Annotated in this window: 13 protein-coding genes, 1 tRNA gene and 1 other RNA gene; 11 read left to right on the top strand and 4 right to left on the bottom strand. The window is 67.9% G+C overall.

Annotation, left to right across the window (positions count from 1 at the left end; all coding sequences use genetic code 11):
* Positions 1-6 precede the first annotated feature (6 nt).
* Complete coding sequence (locus RTY13_RS03450) at positions 7-729, top strand: 3-deoxy-manno-octulosonate cytidylyltransferase (RefSeq protein ID WP_312781148.1); 723 nt, start codon at positions 7-9, stop codon at positions 727-729.
* A gap of 145 nt (positions 730-874) precedes the next feature.
* Here the strand turns inward: RTY13_RS03450 and nudC are convergent, their stop codons facing one another.
* A complete protein-coding gene (nudC, locus tag RTY13_RS03445) occupies positions 875-1,798 on the bottom strand; it encodes an NAD(+) diphosphatase (RefSeq protein ID WP_312781147.1) in 924 nt (307 codons plus the stop codon).
* 73 nt (positions 1,799-1,871) lie between these two features.
* On the opposite strand from nudC, the gene ffs reads away from it, so the two are divergent.
* The 3 genes from ffs to RTY13_RS03430 all read left to right on the top strand — a co-directional run bounded on the left by ffs (position 1,872) and on the right by RTY13_RS03430 (position 4,580).
* Positions 1,872-1,967, top strand: an RNA gene (gene ffs, locus RTY13_RS03440) — signal recognition particle sRNA small type.
* Positions 1,968-2,133: 166 nt separating this feature from the next.
* Positions 2,134-2,535, top strand: coding sequence for a DUF3597 domain-containing protein (locus tag RTY13_RS03435; RefSeq protein ID WP_312781146.1), 402 nt, complete (start codon positions 2,134-2,136; stop codon positions 2,533-2,535).
* A gap of 200 nt (positions 2,536-2,735) precedes the next feature.
* Positions 2,736-4,580, top strand: a complete 1,845-nt coding sequence (locus RTY13_RS03430; protein ID WP_312781145.1) for a DNA polymerase III subunit gamma/tau — start codon at positions 2,736-2,738, stop codon at positions 4,578-4,580.
* 105 nt (positions 4,581-4,685) lie between these two features.
* Here the strand turns inward: RTY13_RS03430 and RTY13_RS03425 are convergent, their stop codons facing one another.
* Positions 4,686-5,300 (bottom strand): malonic semialdehyde reductase, encoded by a 615-nt coding sequence (locus tag RTY13_RS03425; RefSeq protein WP_312781144.1) that lies wholly within the window; start codon positions 5,298-5,300, stop codon positions 4,686-4,688.
* Positions 5,301-5,460: 160 nt separating this feature from the next.
* On the opposite strand from RTY13_RS03425, the gene RTY13_RS03420 reads away from it, so the two are divergent.
* From RTY13_RS03420 to RTY13_RS03390, 7 genes are all read left to right on the top strand, one after another.
* A complete protein-coding gene (locus RTY13_RS03420; RefSeq protein ID WP_312781142.1) occupies positions 5,461-5,790 on the top strand; it encodes a YbaB/EbfC family nucleoid-associated protein in 330 nt (109 codons plus the stop codon).
* Positions 5,790-6,392, top strand: coding sequence for a recombination mediator RecR (gene recR / locus RTY13_RS03415; RefSeq protein WP_296172525.1), 603 nt, complete (start codon positions 5,790-5,792; stop codon positions 6,390-6,392). The genes RTY13_RS03420 and recR overlap by 1 nt, the downstream gene beginning before the upstream one ends.
* 246 nt (positions 6,393-6,638) lie before the next feature.
* A complete protein-coding gene (locus RTY13_RS03410; protein ID WP_312781138.1) occupies positions 6,639-7,856 on the top strand; it encodes a DNA recombination protein RmuC in 1,218 nt (405 codons plus the stop codon).
* A gap of 73 nt (positions 7,857-7,929) precedes the next feature.
* On the top strand, positions 7,930-8,388 hold the full coding sequence (locus RTY13_RS03405) for a hypothetical protein (protein WP_312781136.1): 459 nt from the start codon (positions 7,930-7,932) through the stop codon (positions 8,386-8,388).
* Positions 8,389-8,398: 10 nt separating this feature from the next.
* Entirely contained in the window at positions 8,399-8,593 is a 195-nt protein-coding gene (locus RTY13_RS03400; protein ID WP_105562535.1) for a helix-turn-helix transcriptional regulator, read from the top strand.
* A gap of 7 nt (positions 8,594-8,600) precedes the next feature.
* The gene (locus RTY13_RS03395) at positions 8,601-9,548 is read left to right on the top strand and encodes a TraB/GumN family protein (protein ID WP_312781134.1); all 948 of its coding nucleotides are present in this window, start codon (positions 8,601-8,603) and stop codon (positions 9,546-9,548) included.
* An 86-nt stretch (positions 9,549-9,634) separates the two neighbouring features.
* Positions 9,635-9,709: transfer RNA gene (locus RTY13_RS03390), tRNA-Gly, on the top strand.
* 20 nt (positions 9,710-9,729) lie between these two features.
* On the opposite strand, the gene pelA is transcribed toward RTY13_RS03390, so the two are convergent.
* Positions 9,730-10,797, bottom strand: a complete 1,068-nt coding sequence (pelA, locus tag RTY13_RS03385; protein ID WP_312781132.1) for a pectate lyase — start codon at positions 10,795-10,797, stop codon at positions 9,730-9,732.
* A 115-nt stretch (positions 10,798-10,912) separates the two neighbouring features.
* Positions 10,913-14,323, bottom strand: a complete 3,411-nt coding sequence (locus tag RTY13_RS03380) for a TonB-dependent receptor (RefSeq protein WP_312781131.1) — start codon at positions 14,321-14,323, stop codon at positions 10,913-10,915.
* Positions 14,324-14,367: the final 44 nt, after the last annotated feature.

Raw genomic sequence — 14,367 nt, 5'->3', positions numbered from 1 at the left:
AAGTCGATGAATCCGCTGATAATGATACCCGCTCGCATGGCGGCGACCCGTTTGCCGAACAAGCCCCTGGCCGACATCGGCGGCAAGCCCATGATCGTGCGGGCCTGGGAACAGGCGGCCCTGTCTGGTTTCCGCGTGGCCGTGGCGGCGGGCGATCCCGAGATTGTCGAGGTCGTCGAGGCGGCGGGCGGCCTGGCGGTCCTGACCGATCCTGACCTGCCCAGCGGTTCGGACCGCATCCGCGCGGCGGTCGAGGCGGTCGATCCCGACGGTGCGCACGATCTGGTCATCAATATCCAGGGCGACATGCCCTTCGCCTCGCCCGACCTGGCCCGCGCCTGCGCCGATCTTCTGGCGCGCGAATCAGCCTGCGACATCGCCACTCTGGTGGCGACCGAGGCCGAGGCTTCGGACCGGAGCAATCCCGATGTGGTCAAGGCGGTCCTGGCCTTGCCGGAAGGCGAGGCCAGCGGTCGCGCCCTCTACTTCACCCGCTCGACGCTTTTCGGCGACGGGCCGATCTGGCGTCACGTCGGCATCTACGGCTATCGCCGCGAGGCCCTGATGCGATTCTGCGCCGCCCCGCCGTCGCCGCTGGAGAAACGCGAAAAGCTGGAGCAGCTGCGCGCCCTGGAAATGGGCCTGCAGATCTGGGCCTCGGTGATCGACGAGGCGCCCCTTTCGGTGGACAATCCGGCGGACCTGGAAGCGGCGAGAAAGCTGGCCTGACGCCTTCTCCTCCCCATGCAATGGGGAGGTGGATCGGCGGCGTAGCCGACGAGACGGAGGGGCCGCTTGATGCAGCGCGTGACCAAGCCCCTCCACCGCTTCGCGCTCCCCCTCCCCACGCGTGGGGAGGAAAGGCAGGTTGCGACTACGCCGCCTCGTTCGCCCAGGTCTCCAGCAGCCGCCGCGCGATGGCGAAGGGCGGCGGCGCGTGGATCGACCCGTGCGTCCCGGCCAGCACCGCCCGCGCCTCGCCTCGCGTCAGCCAGGCCACGGCCTCTAGCTCGGTCTGGTCCGGCGCGGCGTTGTCGTGGGTGACCTCGGCGATCAGGCCGATCATAAGCTGGGCCGGGAAGGGCCAGGGCTGGCTGGAGTGATAGGCGACGGCCGAGACGGTCAGCCCCGCCTCCTCCATCACCTCGCGGGCGCAGGCCTCTTCGATGGATTCGCCGGGTTCCATGAAGCCGGCCAGGGCCGACATCCGGCCCTCGGGCCAGGCGGCCTGACGTCCCAGCAGGCAGCGCGGTTCTGATCCGCCCTTATGGACCGGCAGCATGATGACGACGGGATCGACGCGCGGGAAATGCTCGACCCCGCAGGCCGGGCAGATCCGTCGCCAGCCGCCCGAGGCCTGATCCGTCGCCTTGCCGCAGGCGGCGCAGAAGCCGTGACGGCGGCGCCAGTCGAACAGGCTCTTGGCCGTCCCGGCGATGGCCACGTCGGCTTCCGGCAGGGCGGCGGCCGCCGCGCGCATCTCGATAAACTGGCCCAGCCCGCCGGCGGGGCCGGTGGTGGGATCGATGGAGCTTTCGAACTCCACCGCGAAGACCGGCGCCCCCTTCCACAGGCCCAGGAAGACGTCGCGGTCCGGAACCAGGTCGCGGCCGTGGCCCAGCGCCAGCCAGACCAGCCGCTGTCCGCCCTCATGATTCTCGACCAGAGGCCGTCCCTCCCACAGCACCATGGCCAGGGCCTCGGGGTTGGCCTCCTGCTCGCCCAGCCAGGCGGCGTCGTTGCGAAGGTCGCCCGAACGGTCGAGCGGATTGCCGGAGAAGACGTGGGTGTGGGGCATGATGTTTCCATACCCCCGACAAGACGACGCGGGGAGGGGTCTTGATTCCCGCGCCTTCAGCCGTCATATCCCTCCTCGGAGATCGCGGGCGAAGGCTTCGCCAATCTGGTCAGGGCCGGAAGGCAGCAGCCACAACGAATTCACCTTCGGGTCGCGGTCTCTACCTCCTTTCCCTGTTAAGAGCGCTATCGTCGATCACGCGGTGATCGACTGCTTGAGCGCGTTTTTAGCGCCGTGACACTGTTTTGCGATTGAGGCGACGGCGTCGCGCAAGCTTCACGGAACCGGAATCGCTCTGGCTCGCTGAAAGGACTTCACCTTTCAGGAGCAGACGAATGAGCGTTCTCGGGTCCATCCTCGGCGGCATCTTCAAGAAGAAGAAGGAAGAGGCGGCCCCCGCCGCCCCGGCGGCGCCCGCGCCGACCGCAGCCCCCGCCGCGCCTCAGACTGCGCCCGCGGCCCCTATGGCGGCGGCCCCGGCGCCCGAGGTCGATGTCGCCGGCATTCTCGACTTCATGAACGACCAGCGGGCGCAGAAGCTGAACTGGCGCACCTCCATCGTCGACCTGATGAAGCTGGTCGGGCTGGAATCCTCGCTGGCCGAGCGCAAGGAACTGGCCGACGAGCTGGGCTACACCGGCGACAAGTCCGACAGCGCCAGCATGAACATCTGGCTGCACAAGCAGGTGATCCAGAAGATCAAGGACAACGGCGGCCGTCTGCCCACCGATCTGTAAAACACCCCCTTTGCCGTCATCCTCGGGCGCCCGCAGGGCGACCCGGGGACCCAGGCGTGGGCATTTGCTCGGGCGATGACCAGTCGGGAGCCGCCGTCTCGGTTCCCGGATTCCGCCGCTTCGCGTCGGCCCCGAGAATGACGGTGCATATTGGCCAAGCGGAGGATGCGCTGGCGGCTTACTCGCGGTAAGACAGCCGCATGAGCGACGTCGATCCGAGTCTTGATGGCCCTCCGTGGGAGGAGGACGTTCCCGAGCGGGACGAGAACACCGACGACATGTTCGGCGCGCCCGCGGCTGCGCCTGAACCCGTCGCCGCGCGGGTCGCCGCGTCGATGCCTGCTCCGACCAGGGCCGAGCCCTTCGCCGACGAGCCCGCCGACGACGGCGCCTATCAGGTTCTGGCGCGTAAATACCGCCCGCGCGCCTTCGAGGATCTGATCGGTCAGGAAGCCATGGTCAGGACCCTGACCAACGCCTTCGCCACGGGCCGCATCGCCCACGCCTTCATGCTGACCGGGGTGCGGGGCGTCGGCAAGACGACGACCGCTCGCCTGCTGGCCCGCGCCCTGAACAACGAAACCGACGTCATCGACAAGCCGTCGCTGGCCCTGTCGGCGCACGGGCGTCACGACGCCGCCATCATGGCCGGCCAGCACATGGACGTCATGGAGATGGACGCCGCCTCGCATACCGGCGTCAACGACATCCGCGACATCCTGGAAAGCGTCCGCTACGCGCCCGTCGAGGCCCGCTACAAGGTCTATGTGCTGGACGAGGTCCACATGCTGTCGACGCAGGCGTTCAACGCCCTGCTGAAGACGCTGGAGGAGCCGCCGCCCCACGCCAAATTCATCTTCGCCACCACCGAGATCCGCAAGGTCCCGGTGACCATCCTGTCGCGCTGCCAGCGCTTTGACCTGCGCCGCGTCGAGCCCGAGGTTCTGGTCGGCCACCTGGGCCGCATCGCCGACCGCGAAGGCATGAAGATCGAGCAGGAGGCTCTGGCGCTGATTTCCCGCGCGGCCGAGGGCTCGGTGCGCGACGGCCTCAGCCTGCTGGATCAGGCCCTGGTCCAGGCCGAGAGCGGCGCGACGGTGCAGACCGCCACTGTGCGCGACATGCTGGGTCTGGCTGACCGCACCCAGACCATCGCCCTGTTCGAATCCATCATGGCCGGACGCACCGCCGAGGCGCTGGAAAACTTCCGCACCCTCTACGGCTACGGCGCCGATCCGGTGCAGGTGACCAACGACCTGCTGGAGCATTGCCATGCGGCCTCGGTCGCCAAGATGCTGGGCCCCAACGCCACCCGCCTGCCCAATGATCAGGCGCAGAAGCTGACAGCCCTGGGCGCGGCCATCTCGGCCGGGACTCTGTCGCGCACCTGGCAGATGCTGCTGAAGGCTCTGGACGAGGTGCGGCGCGCGCCCAATCCGGCGGACGCCGTGGAAATGGCCATCGTCCGTCTGGCCTACGCCGCCGACCTGCCGGGTCCGGAAGAGGCGCTGAAGGCCATCCAGTCGGGCGGGACCCTGCCGGGCGGCGGCGGCGCGGGCGGTCCTCGTGGCGGCGGCGGCGGAGGCGGCGGCGCCTCGGCCATGTTGGCGGCGCGGCCCGTGGCCCAGCCGGCTTTTCCCGATCCCCAGACCTTCGAGGCCGTGGTCGCCCTGATCGGCGACAAGCGTGAGATCACGCTGCAGATGGACGTCGAGCGGTATGTGAAGCCGGTGTCGTTCAAGCCCGGCGCCATCGTCTATGAACCGGCGGCGGGTTCGCCCGTCGATCTGGCGCGGCGCCTGGCCTCGCGGCTCAAGGAATGGACCGGCCGCACCTGGCTGATCGCCGCCAACGGCCAGGGCGGCGGCGAGACCCTGATCGAGATCGAGAAAAAGGCCCGCTCCGCTCGCCGTGCGGCGGTCGAGGCGGACCCCTTCGTGGTGTCCATCATGCAGGCCTTCCCCGGCGCCGAGATCAAGGAGATCAAGACCCTGGCGCCCGCGGTCGAAATGCCCGCCATCCCCGAGGACGACGAAGAAGACTAGGCGTCATCCCGGAAGCCCGAAGGGCTATCCGGGACCGCCCAAGGCGTCGCGCTTCTTGCGGTCCCGGATCGGCGCTGCGCGCCGTCCGGGATGACGGGTGCGGCTTTACAGGATCTGTGCGGCTTCCTCGAAGTCGAGTCGCGGCGAGCGCGGGAACAGGTTCTCGTCCGTGCCGTAGCCCAGGTTCATGATGAAGTTCGGCTCGACATTGCTGTCAGGGAAGAACTCGGCCTTCACGCCGGCGGCGTCGAAGCCCGACATGGGGCCGACGTCCAGACCCAGGGCGCGCGCGGCGATGGTCAGGTAGCCGCCCTGCAGGGAGGCGTTGCGGAAGGCGGCTTCACGACGACCGGCCTCGTCCAGGAACCAGTCGCGGGCGCCCGGCGCATGCGGGAACAGCCTGGGCAGGGTGTCGTGGAAGTCGATGTCCTGGGCGATGATCAGGTTGACCGGCGCGGCCAGGGTCTTGGCGCGGTTGCCCTCGGCCATGTGGACCGACAGGCGCGCCTTGGCCTCGGGCGAGGTGACGAAGACGAAGCGGGCCGGGGTCATGTTGACCGCCGTCGGGCCGAACTTGGTCAGGTCGTAGAGCTTGCGGATGATGTCTTCGGACACAGGGCGGTCGCTCCAGCCGTTGCGCGTGCGCGCCTCGGTGAACAGCTGAGCCAGAACGGCGTCGGAAACCGGAAGGTCGCGGGCGGAAAGGGCGTCGAAGGCCATGGGAAAAGCTCCTGAACAGGATTGGTAACTTCAGTTGTGGCGAATATGGCCTGCGCCGCGTCGGCGTCAAGAGGATTGGCTACAAAATCTGTTGCTGATGTAGATCAATGTTCGACCACAGGGTCTGGAGCCCGGCTGCGGATCGCCCTATCTAGGGGGCATGAAAGACCTCAACGCCCTGATGCAACAGGCCCAGGCCATGCAGCAAAAGCTGCAGGACGCCCAGGCCAGGATGGCCGAAACCACCGCCGAGGGCACCTCGGGCGGCGGCCTTGTCTCCATCGCCCTGAAGGGCCCCGGCGAGATCACCGCCGTAAAGATCGACGACAGCCTGATGACCCCCGGCGAGGGCGAGATCCTGGCCGACCTGATCGTCGCCGCCCACGCCGACGCCAAGCGCAAGCTGGACGAGGTAAACAGCGCCCTGATGCGCGAGGCCGCAGGCCCCATGGCCGGGATGAACATCCCGGGAATGCCGAACCTCTTCTGATGGCCGCCTCCGCCGGGCCGGAAATCGAACGGCTCATCAGCCTGCTGGCCAAGCTGCCGGGCATGGGCCCGCGCTCGGCCCGGCGCGCGGCCCTGGCCCTGTTGAAGCGGCGCGAGCAACTGCTGGTGCCGCTGGCCGCGTCCCTGGCCGAGACGGCCGACAAGGTCGTCAACTGCTCGGTCTGCGGCTCGCCCGACACGCGCGACCCCTGCTCGGTCTGCTCGGACCAGAGCCGCGACAACGCCCTGATCTGCGTGGTCGAGGAGGCCGGCGCCCTGTGGGCCATGGAGCGCTCGGGCGCCTTTCGCGGCAAGTATCACGTCCTGGGCGGGCTTCTGTCCGCGCTGGACGGCGTCGGCCCCGAACAGCTGCGTATCGCCGAACTGATCGGCAGAGCGAAAGGCGGCGAGGCGCGAGAGGTTGTTCTGGCCCTGCCCGCCACCGTCGACGGCCAGACCACGGCCCACTATCTGGCCGAGCGCCTGTCGGCGGCGGGCGTCGAGGTCACCAGCCTGGCGCGCGGCGTCCCCGTCGGCGGCGAACTGGACTGGCTGGACGACGGCACCATCGTTCAGGCCTTGCGGGCGCGACGGCCAGCGTAACTTTTCCCTCTCCCGGCGGGAGAGGGCTTGAGCCTCGGAGAGCCGAAGGCGATCCGCCAGGCGAAAGGGTGAGCGCCCGCCCCGTCAGTCGGCGCAAGCCGTCTCGCGGCGGCCTTCGACCGACTTCACCCGCCAGCCCTCACCCTTTCGCGCAAGAATGATCGCTGACGCTCTCGTGCGCTCAAGCCCTCTCCCATCGGGAGAGGGTAACTTCCAACCGCCCGCGACTCCGGCTAGGAACGGAGCATGAACACGCTCGAACTCATCCTGCTGGTCGTCGCCGTGGCTGCTGTCGCCGGCTTCTTCTGGGCCTTCATGGGCTGGCAGAAGGCGAAAGGCGCGCTGGACGCCGCCGACGCCCGGCTGGAGCTGATGGAGGAGAGCCGCGACTCCATGGCCGAGTTCCTCAAGGCCCAGGCCTCGCAGTCGGCCGAGGCCGTGGCGAGCAAGCTGGTGGCCCGCGCCACCGAGACCTTCCAGGCCCAGGATCGCGTCGCTCGCGAGCGGATGGAGGCCCAGCTCAAGCCCGTGTCCGAAACCCTGGCCAAGTTCCAGGAGCACGTCGCCGCCCTGGAGAAGACCCGCGCCGAGGACACCGGCGGCCTGAAGGAGCAACTGGCCGCCCTGATGACCGCCTCGACCGCCACCCGTGACGAGGCGCGCCGCCTGACCGAGGCCCTGAAGGGCAATACCGGCCGTCGCGGCCGCTGGGGCGAGCAGACCTGCCGCAATGTGCTGGAAGCCGCCGGCATGGCCGGACGCTTCGACTTCGAGGAGCAGAACTCCTCGGCCAATGACGAAGGCCGCCAGCAGCGTCCGGACTTCATCGTCAAACTGCCGGGCGGCGGCATGTTCGTCATCGACGCCAAGGTCTCCCTGGCCTTCGCCGACGAGGCCGACGGCGACGATGAAGCCCAGGCCCAGGCCATGTCCCTACGCACCGCCGCCAGCATGAAGACCCACGTCCGCCAGCTGTCGTCCAAGGCCTATCAGGATCAGTTCAAGCCCAGCCCCGACTTCGTCGCCATGTTCGTGCCCGGCGACGCCTTCCTGGCCGCCGCCCTCGATCACGAGCCCGACCTGATGACCCAGGCCATGGCCTCGCGCGTGGTCATCGTCACGCCCACCACCCTGTTCGCCCTGTGCAAGGCGGTCGCCTATGGCTGGCGCGCCGAGGAGCAGGCGCGCAACGCCGAGGACGTCGCGAAGCTGGGCAAGGAGCTCTACAAGCGCCTGTCGGTCATGGGCGGCCACGCCGCCTCGGTCGGCAAGGCGCTGGACGCGGCGGTGGGGCGCTACAACCAGTTCGTCGGCTCGCTGGAGAGCCAGGTCATGGTCTCGGCGCGCCGCTTCGAGGATCTCAAGGTCGACCACGAGGGCAAGGACCTGCCTGAACTGCCGCCCGTCGAACAGTCGCCCCGCGCCCTCAGCCGCCCGGAGCTGCTGAACGCCCCGGCGGAGTAGGCGCCTCCGACAACCTTGCTTGACGACGCGGAGCGACGGTGTAAAACGTCCTTGTCAACAGGGGAGGGTCGTCGTGGCCGGCAAGCGTAAACTCTATATTCAGTCGGCGATCGCCCTGGGCCTGTTCCTGGCCGCCACATTCGTCACCGGGGGCGTCATCGGCTACCTGAGCGAGGGGGACAAGGACCTGCTGGCCAGCCCGGTCGCTCTGGCCGTGGTCGTCGCCTTCGCCGCCGTCTCCATGCTGATCGCCATGTGGATCAGCCTGAAGTGGATGAGCTCCATCGATGAGGCGGCGCAGGAGGCCCACAAGTGGTCCTGGTTCTGGGGCGGCTCCAGCGGCATGGCCGTCGGCGGCGTCTTCGTCATCCTGGCCGCCATGCCTCAGGCGGCGGCCCTCAAGATACCCGCCTGGTACGCGGACCGCACCGATCCGGCCGCCTATGCCGCCACCGGCGCCTTCGCCATGCTGACCCTGATGCTGATCGGCTACGCCATCGCCTGGGGCTGGTGGTGGTGGGCGCGGCGTTGAGGGCGGCGGCATGAACAACCGTCTCAAGGTCTTGCGGGCCGAGCGCGACTGGAGCCAGGCCCACCTGGCGACCGAACTCGGCGTCTCGCGCCAGACCGTCAATGCGCTGGAGACGGGGCGCTACGACCCCTCCCTGCCGCTGGCCTTCAAGATCGCGCGCCTGTTTCAGTTGCCGATCGAATCCATCTTCTCGGACGAGGAATAGTTCCGCCATGCCTATCGCCCGACTGTCTGACGGCATGCGATCAGCCCTGACGGTCGGGGCGGCGCTGTCCGCCCTGCTGCTGGCGCCTTCGGCGATGGCGCAGGCCTCGTCCGCCGCCCCGGCCGCCGTCGTCGCCGCGCCCGCCGGTTCGGGTCCGGGCCTGTGGGTGGTCAAGGACGAGGATTCCACCCTCTACCTGTTCGGCACGGTCCACGTGCTGAAGCCCGACACGCCCTGGGGCACGGCGCGGGTCGATCAAGCCTTCGCCAGCGCCGACGAATACTGGTTCGAGATCGCCGACCTGAGCGACCAGTCGGGCGTCATGCCGATCATTCAGGCCAAGGGGATCTCGCCCGACCGCCCCCTGTCCAGCCTGCTGACGGCGGATGAGATGGCCGACCTCGACGCGGCCGCCCGCACCGTCGGCGCGACCGCCGCGCGGTTGGACCCCCTGCGCCCCTGGCTGGCCAGCCTGCAACTGGCCCTCGCCTCGATCCAGAAGGCCGGATACGTGGCGGCCAACGGCGGGGATCAGATCCTGCACGCCCGCGCCGCCGCCACCGGCAAGCCGATCAAGGGCTTCGAGACCGCGCCCCAGCAGATTGGTTTCGTCGCCGACATGTCCGAGGAGGCCCAACTGGCCATGCTGCGCTCGGGCCTCAAGGAGTTCGATCAGGCCGACGCCATGCTCGGCCGCATGGTGACCGCCTGGTCCACCGGCGATGTCGAGGAACTGGACACCCTGATCGGACAGGAGATGAAGGCGGAATCGCCCGAGATGTACGCCGTCATGCTGACAAACCGGAACGCGAACTGGGTCGACCAGATCCAGACCCTTCTGGCGGGTTCGGGTACGGCCTTCATCTCGGTCGGCGCCGGTCACCTGGCGGGCGCCGACAGCCTGCAGGTCATGCTGGAACAGCGTGGCATCCGGGTCGAACGGCTCCGCGACTGACCGGGGGCGCGGCGCTCGTTTTTCCCCAGCCCGGCCCCGCGCCGGGCTTTTTCTTTTCAACCCCGCCCTCTATGGTCCCGCCAAGCGCGGTCGTAGTTCAGAGGTAGAACGTCAGCTTCCCAAGCTGAATGTCGCGGGTTCGATTCCCGCCGGCCGCTCCAGTCTCGATAGTCTCACCGCGTCACCTGCCCGTTTGGATGCGCCAAGCCGGGTATTGCTCCTTCAGCAGCATGGCGGGCCAGGCGCCGACGTAGGTGTAGCCCATGCGTCGTTCGCGCTCGATGGAGGCCAGATCCGCATGGGCGACGGAATCGCGGCCCATGAAGATCGGCGCATTGGTCTGCAGATCATAGAAGCGCGCCCACAGGGGATCGGCGCCGGGAGCTGGCGCCAGCCGCCGATCCGGCTGGCCCTCGGCATTGGTATAGGTCTCCAGCCGCGTGTCGCGGATCGCAGATCGCTCAAACCAGACGCGGGCGCCCTCGATCGCGGCGACGACTTCAGCCGAGGGAGCATCGATGGACATCAGGAAACGGACGATGCCGACGCTTTCGCTGCCGGATAGGGAGGGCGGCTCGAACTTGCGCGCCCAGGCGGGGGCGAGGGTGACGGCGTCATGCTGGGCGCACCAGGCGGTCAGGCGGCCGTCCTGGCGCACCTGGCTTCTCACAATGGCGTCGACGCCGCGCGCTACGGCCTCTGCGGCCTGGGCGCGCTGGGCGAGATCAACGAAGGCATAGGGTTCACGGCCGGCGGCCACGTCCTGCAACAGGTTGAGCACGCGAACCATGGCGTCGTCGTTGAAGGTGACGTGGTCGTGATAGCCGCCCCGCAACGGGAAATACTGGGGCCAGCCGCCGTTCGGATACTGGGCGGCCAGGACGTAGTTCAAACCCCGTTGGAAGGCGACGACATAGGCGGGCTCGCCGGTGGCCGTGATCATCCGGGCCAGGAAGGCCAGGGGCAGGGTGGTGGCCTGGTTGTCGAAGGTGTTGGCCAGACCGGGGTCGGCGTCGGGGCGGGCGGGGAGGTTCAGCGGCGTGTTCTTGGGCCAGCCGCCTTCGCGCGACTGATGGGTCAGGACATTGTCGGCCAGACGGCGCGCGGCGGGGCTGGCGTACCAGTCCGCGGGTCGGGTCAGGGCGGCGGCGTTCCAGGCGACCGGTGCGTCCGCCGCCAGCGCGGGCGGGGCGGCGGTGCAGGTCAGGGCCAGGATGGCAGCGGCGACGAACCAGGGACGAGCGATCAAGGCGACGACTCCTTGGGCGGCTTTCAGCCCGGATCGCGGGCAAAAGGAAGCGCCGTGTCTCCACGGCGCTTCAAGGGCGACAGCTCATCCGGGAGGAGGCTCTGTCGATCGGAAATCAGAAGGTGAAGCGGGCGCCGACGAAGTACTGGCGACCGGTGCTGGCGTAGTTCTGAACGACGGGATCGTTCTGATAGGCCCAGCGGCTGTCCGTCTGATTGGTCAGGTTCAGCGCCTCCACCGTGATGGTCACGTTGTCGGTCAGCTTGTAGGTGGCTGAGGCGTCGACGTTCAGGGTCTCGTCGCTACCGATGAAGTCGTTGATCAGCGGCGAGTCGCAGTTGCCCGGATCGCACCCGCCCGAAGCCAGGGGATAGGTGGTCTGATAGGCGGCGCGATAGGCCGCCGAGACGCGGGCGCTGAACTTCGGGTCCTCGTAGAAGATCGTGGCGTTGAAGGATTCCGGCGAAGCGCCGAGGAAGGGCGCGGTGCCGGTCAGGCCGCGCGCCGGGTCCAGGATGTACTCCATCTCGGAGTTGATCTTGGTGTAGTTCAGCTGGACGCCCGTATATTCCAGCAGGCCCGGCAGGAAGGTGAAGTTCTGCTGATAGGCGATCTCGAAGCCGTCCAGGGTGCCGCCGGGCGCGTCGTTGTACTGGCGGATCTGGAAGGGGCGGTCCTCGTCCAGATAGGCGCGGCGGCTGGCCGAGCCTTCATCGACCAGTCCGTCCCAGGTGGCGCGCAGATTGGCGATGGCCGCTTCGTCGAACAGTTCGCTGAGCCTGGCTTCGCGCAGGACCACCTGCGGGAAGCTTTCGATCTCCTTCCAGAAGTAGGCGAAGGACAGCAGGGAGTCGCGGGCGAAGTACCATTCGACGTTGAAGTCGAGGTTGGTGGCGCGGAAGGGCTTCAGCTTGGTGTTGCCCAGGGTGATGGCGGCGTTGCTGCCGTCGAACTCGGCGGGCGCCGTGCCGATGCCGACGGGGACGTTGAAGGCCGTGACCCCGGGATGCAGGGCCGTCATCTGGGGACGGGCCATGACCTTGGCGGCGGCGAAGCGGACAATCAGCTTGTCTGTCGGCTCCCAGGCCAGGTTCAGCGAGGGCAGCCAGTCTTCATACTCGTTGGCGTTCTCGACCGGACGGCCGCTGGGGGAACGACCGCGCGCGTCGACCTCGGTCTTGGCGTAGCGCAGGCCGGTGTTGCCGCGCAGGTCGCCCATGAAGATCGGGAAGCGGAAGTCGACCTGGCCGTAGAGGCCGCTGGACTTCTCATCGACCCAGAAGGTGTTGACGCCGCCGTTGCGCAGGTCCGACAGGCGCCAGTCGCCCCATTCGTTGATGCAGTTGCAGTCAAAGCCGAAGCGGTTCTGGAAGGCCGTCAGATTGGGCACGAAGAACTGGCTCGGCATGCCGTCGGGCACGTTCAGGCCCTGACCCCAGCTGACGATCTGACCCATCTGGCCGACGGTGGTGGCCTCTGCCAGGCCCGAGCGAACGCCCTCCAGCAGGCTGGGGTTCATGGTGTCGCCGATCAGGCGCTCATAGCGGGTGTAGAAGAAGTCGAACTCGCGCATGCCGCCGCCGAAGCGGAAGGTGATGTCGTCGTTATAGTCCCAGGCGAAGTCGACCTTGGCGGTGCGATAGCCGTTCTCGGTGACCGTCTTGTAGTGACGCAGGGCCGAGTAGCCCTTGACGAAGTCCCAGTTGGTCGGATCGGCGACGTCGAAGCCGAAGTCCATGAACGGCATGTCGCCGCCGCCGCGCTCGTCGTAGATGAAGTAGTCGTTGCCGGCGACGCCCTGACCGGAGTCCAGGCGGATGAAGTCGGCCAGCAGGCCGGTGTTCTCATTGGTGGACTTGGAGTCGCCGATCAGCGCCGACATGCGGAAGCGGTCGGTGAACTCGTGTTCCAGGTTGATGGAGTTCTGGCGGAACTCGGTGGTGTATCCGCCCTGATCGACAGCGGAGCGCATGTCGACATTGGCCAGCTTCAGATAGGCGGCGTTGTCGCCGTTCTCGCTGAGGGCGGCGTCCAGAACGCGGACCGACGGCCGGCCGATGAAGGCGCCGCGCATGGCCATGTAGTTGGCGTGCGGCACATAGCCGACCGAGCCGGGCTGGTTGTAGTAGTCGTAGACCTCGAGGTTGTTCGGGTTGAAGCTGCCGGTCCCGGCCAGCAGGTTGTTGACGTTGGCGCCCGGCGCGGTCGTGAAGATCGGGGTGCTGCCATAGAGGCTCTGACCGCAGTCGATGGCGTCGCGGAACTCATTGGCTTCCTGCGTGGTGCAGGTGGCGTAGATGCCGCGCCGGTTGCGATAGCTGTTGTTGGAGGCGCTGGTCGTCGGCAGGGTCTGATAGCTCAGCGACGTCAGGGTGCGGTTGCCGTTGGTGTTGTTCCGGTTCAGGCCGACCGCACCGATCTGGTAGTTGGTCGAGACCTGGGTCATCTCCGAATAGAGGTTGTCGAAGCTGATGGTGGTGCGGTCCGTCGGCCGCCACTGGCCCGACAGGGTCAGACCCAGGCGCTCCTGCTCGACCTCGCGGTGGTTCAGGGTGGACAGGGCCGGGATGCGGACCAGCGAGCCCCTGGTGTTGCCGCCGTTCAGCAGGGCGTAGGCGGCGGGGTTCGAGCCGATCAGGTAGGACAGGGCTTCGGGGTTGGTCACGCGCGGCAGGGCCGTGGCGGGATTGGTGCCGGTCGGCAGAGCAAAGCCCTGATGGTCGCCGGCAGAGCCCGTGCCCACATTGTTGAAGGTCGCGCCGCGATACAGGTAGTCGCTGGAGCCGACGCCGCGCGTGTAGCTGTCGATCGACTGGTCGCGCTTGTTGTAGGCGACCGAGCCCAGCAGGCCGAAGTCGCCGATCTTGCTGCTCCAGCGGTCGGAGGCGAGCAGGGCGACGCGCGGATTATGGGTCTCGCCGTTCTCGTAATAGGCGTCCTGCAGGGTCATCGCCAGGCGGCGGTCGCTGAAGTTGAAGGGGCGGCCCGAGATCAGGTCGACCGTGGCGCCCAGCGAGCCTTCGTCCGTCATGGCGTCGGCTGATTTCTGCACCTTCAACGAGTTGAACAACTCGGAGGCGAAGGTGTTGAAGGCGAAGCCGCGGTCGCGCCGCAGGGCGCCGTCGGCGTTGCTCGCGCCCGAGGTCGACAGGGTTTCAAGGCCGTTCAGGCGCACGCGGGTGAAGTCGCCGCCCAGACCGCGCACCGAGATGCTGTTGCCCTCGCCGTTCTCGCGGTCAATCGACACCCCGGGAATGCGCTGCAGGGATTCCGCCAGGTTGGCGTCGGGGAAGTCGGCGATGTCCTCGGCGTTGATGACGTCGACGATGGTGTTCGAGCGCCGCTTCTCGTTCAGGGCGCTGGCCAAGGAGGCGCGCAGACCGGTGACCACGACCTCGTCCACGGTGGTGGTCTGGTCGTTTGATTGCTCCTGCGCGACGGCGGGAGCGGCGGCCAGCATGGCGGCCAGACAGAGCGCGATCGGCGATGCTGCCGCACGCAACTGTAGCGTCGAGTTGTTCGTCATGGGGTCCCTCCTCCTCGATCGCAGGACCTCTTGGCGGGTTCCGT

The organism is Brevundimonas sp. (assembly GCF_032055285.1).
Lineage (GTDB): Bacteria > Pseudomonadota > Alphaproteobacteria > Caulobacterales > Caulobacteraceae > Brevundimonas.
Note: the sequence above shows the minus strand (reverse complement) of the source record. Positions and strands in the feature narration are given on the sequence as shown.

Bases quoted from the DNA above. Each gene is read 5' to 3' on its own strand.
- nudC (WP_312781147.1), bottom strand. From the start codon at position 1,798: ATGCCCCACACCCACGTCTTCTCCGGCAATCCGCTCGACCGTTCGGGC.
- recR (WP_296172525.1), top strand. From the start codon at position 5,790: ATGGCCGCCTCCGCCGGGCCGGAAATCGAACGGCTCATCAGCCTGCTG.
- RTY13_RS03395 (WP_312781134.1), top strand. From the start codon at position 8,601: ATGCCTATCGCCCGACTGTCTGACGGCATGCGATCAGCCCTGACGGTC.
- RTY13_RS03410 (WP_312781138.1), top strand. From the start codon at position 6,639: ATGAACACGCTCGAACTCATCCTGCTGGTCGTCGCCGTGGCTGCTGTC.
- RTY13_RS03435 (WP_312781146.1), top strand. From the start codon at position 2,134: ATGAGCGTTCTCGGGTCCATCCTCGGCGGCATCTTCAAGAAGAAGAAG.
- RTY13_RS03420 (WP_312781142.1), top strand. From the start codon at position 5,461: ATGAAAGACCTCAACGCCCTGATGCAACAGGCCCAGGCCATGCAGCAA.
- RTY13_RS03450 (WP_312781148.1), top strand. From the start codon at position 7: ATGAATCCGCTGATAATGATACCCGCTCGCATGGCGGCGACCCGTTTG.
- RTY13_RS03380 (WP_312781131.1), bottom strand. From the start codon at position 14,323: ATGACGAACAACTCGACGCTACAGTTGCGTGCGGCAGCATCGCCGATC.
- RTY13_RS03425 (WP_312781144.1), bottom strand. From the start codon at position 5,300: ATGGCCTTCGACGCCCTTTCCGCCCGCGACCTTCCGGTTTCCGACGCC.
- RTY13_RS03430 (WP_312781145.1), top strand. From the start codon at position 2,736: ATGAGCGACGTCGATCCGAGTCTTGATGGCCCTCCGTGGGAGGAGGAC.
- RTY13_RS03400 (WP_105562535.1), top strand. From the start codon at position 8,399: ATGAACAACCGTCTCAAGGTCTTGCGGGCCGAGCGCGACTGGAGCCAG.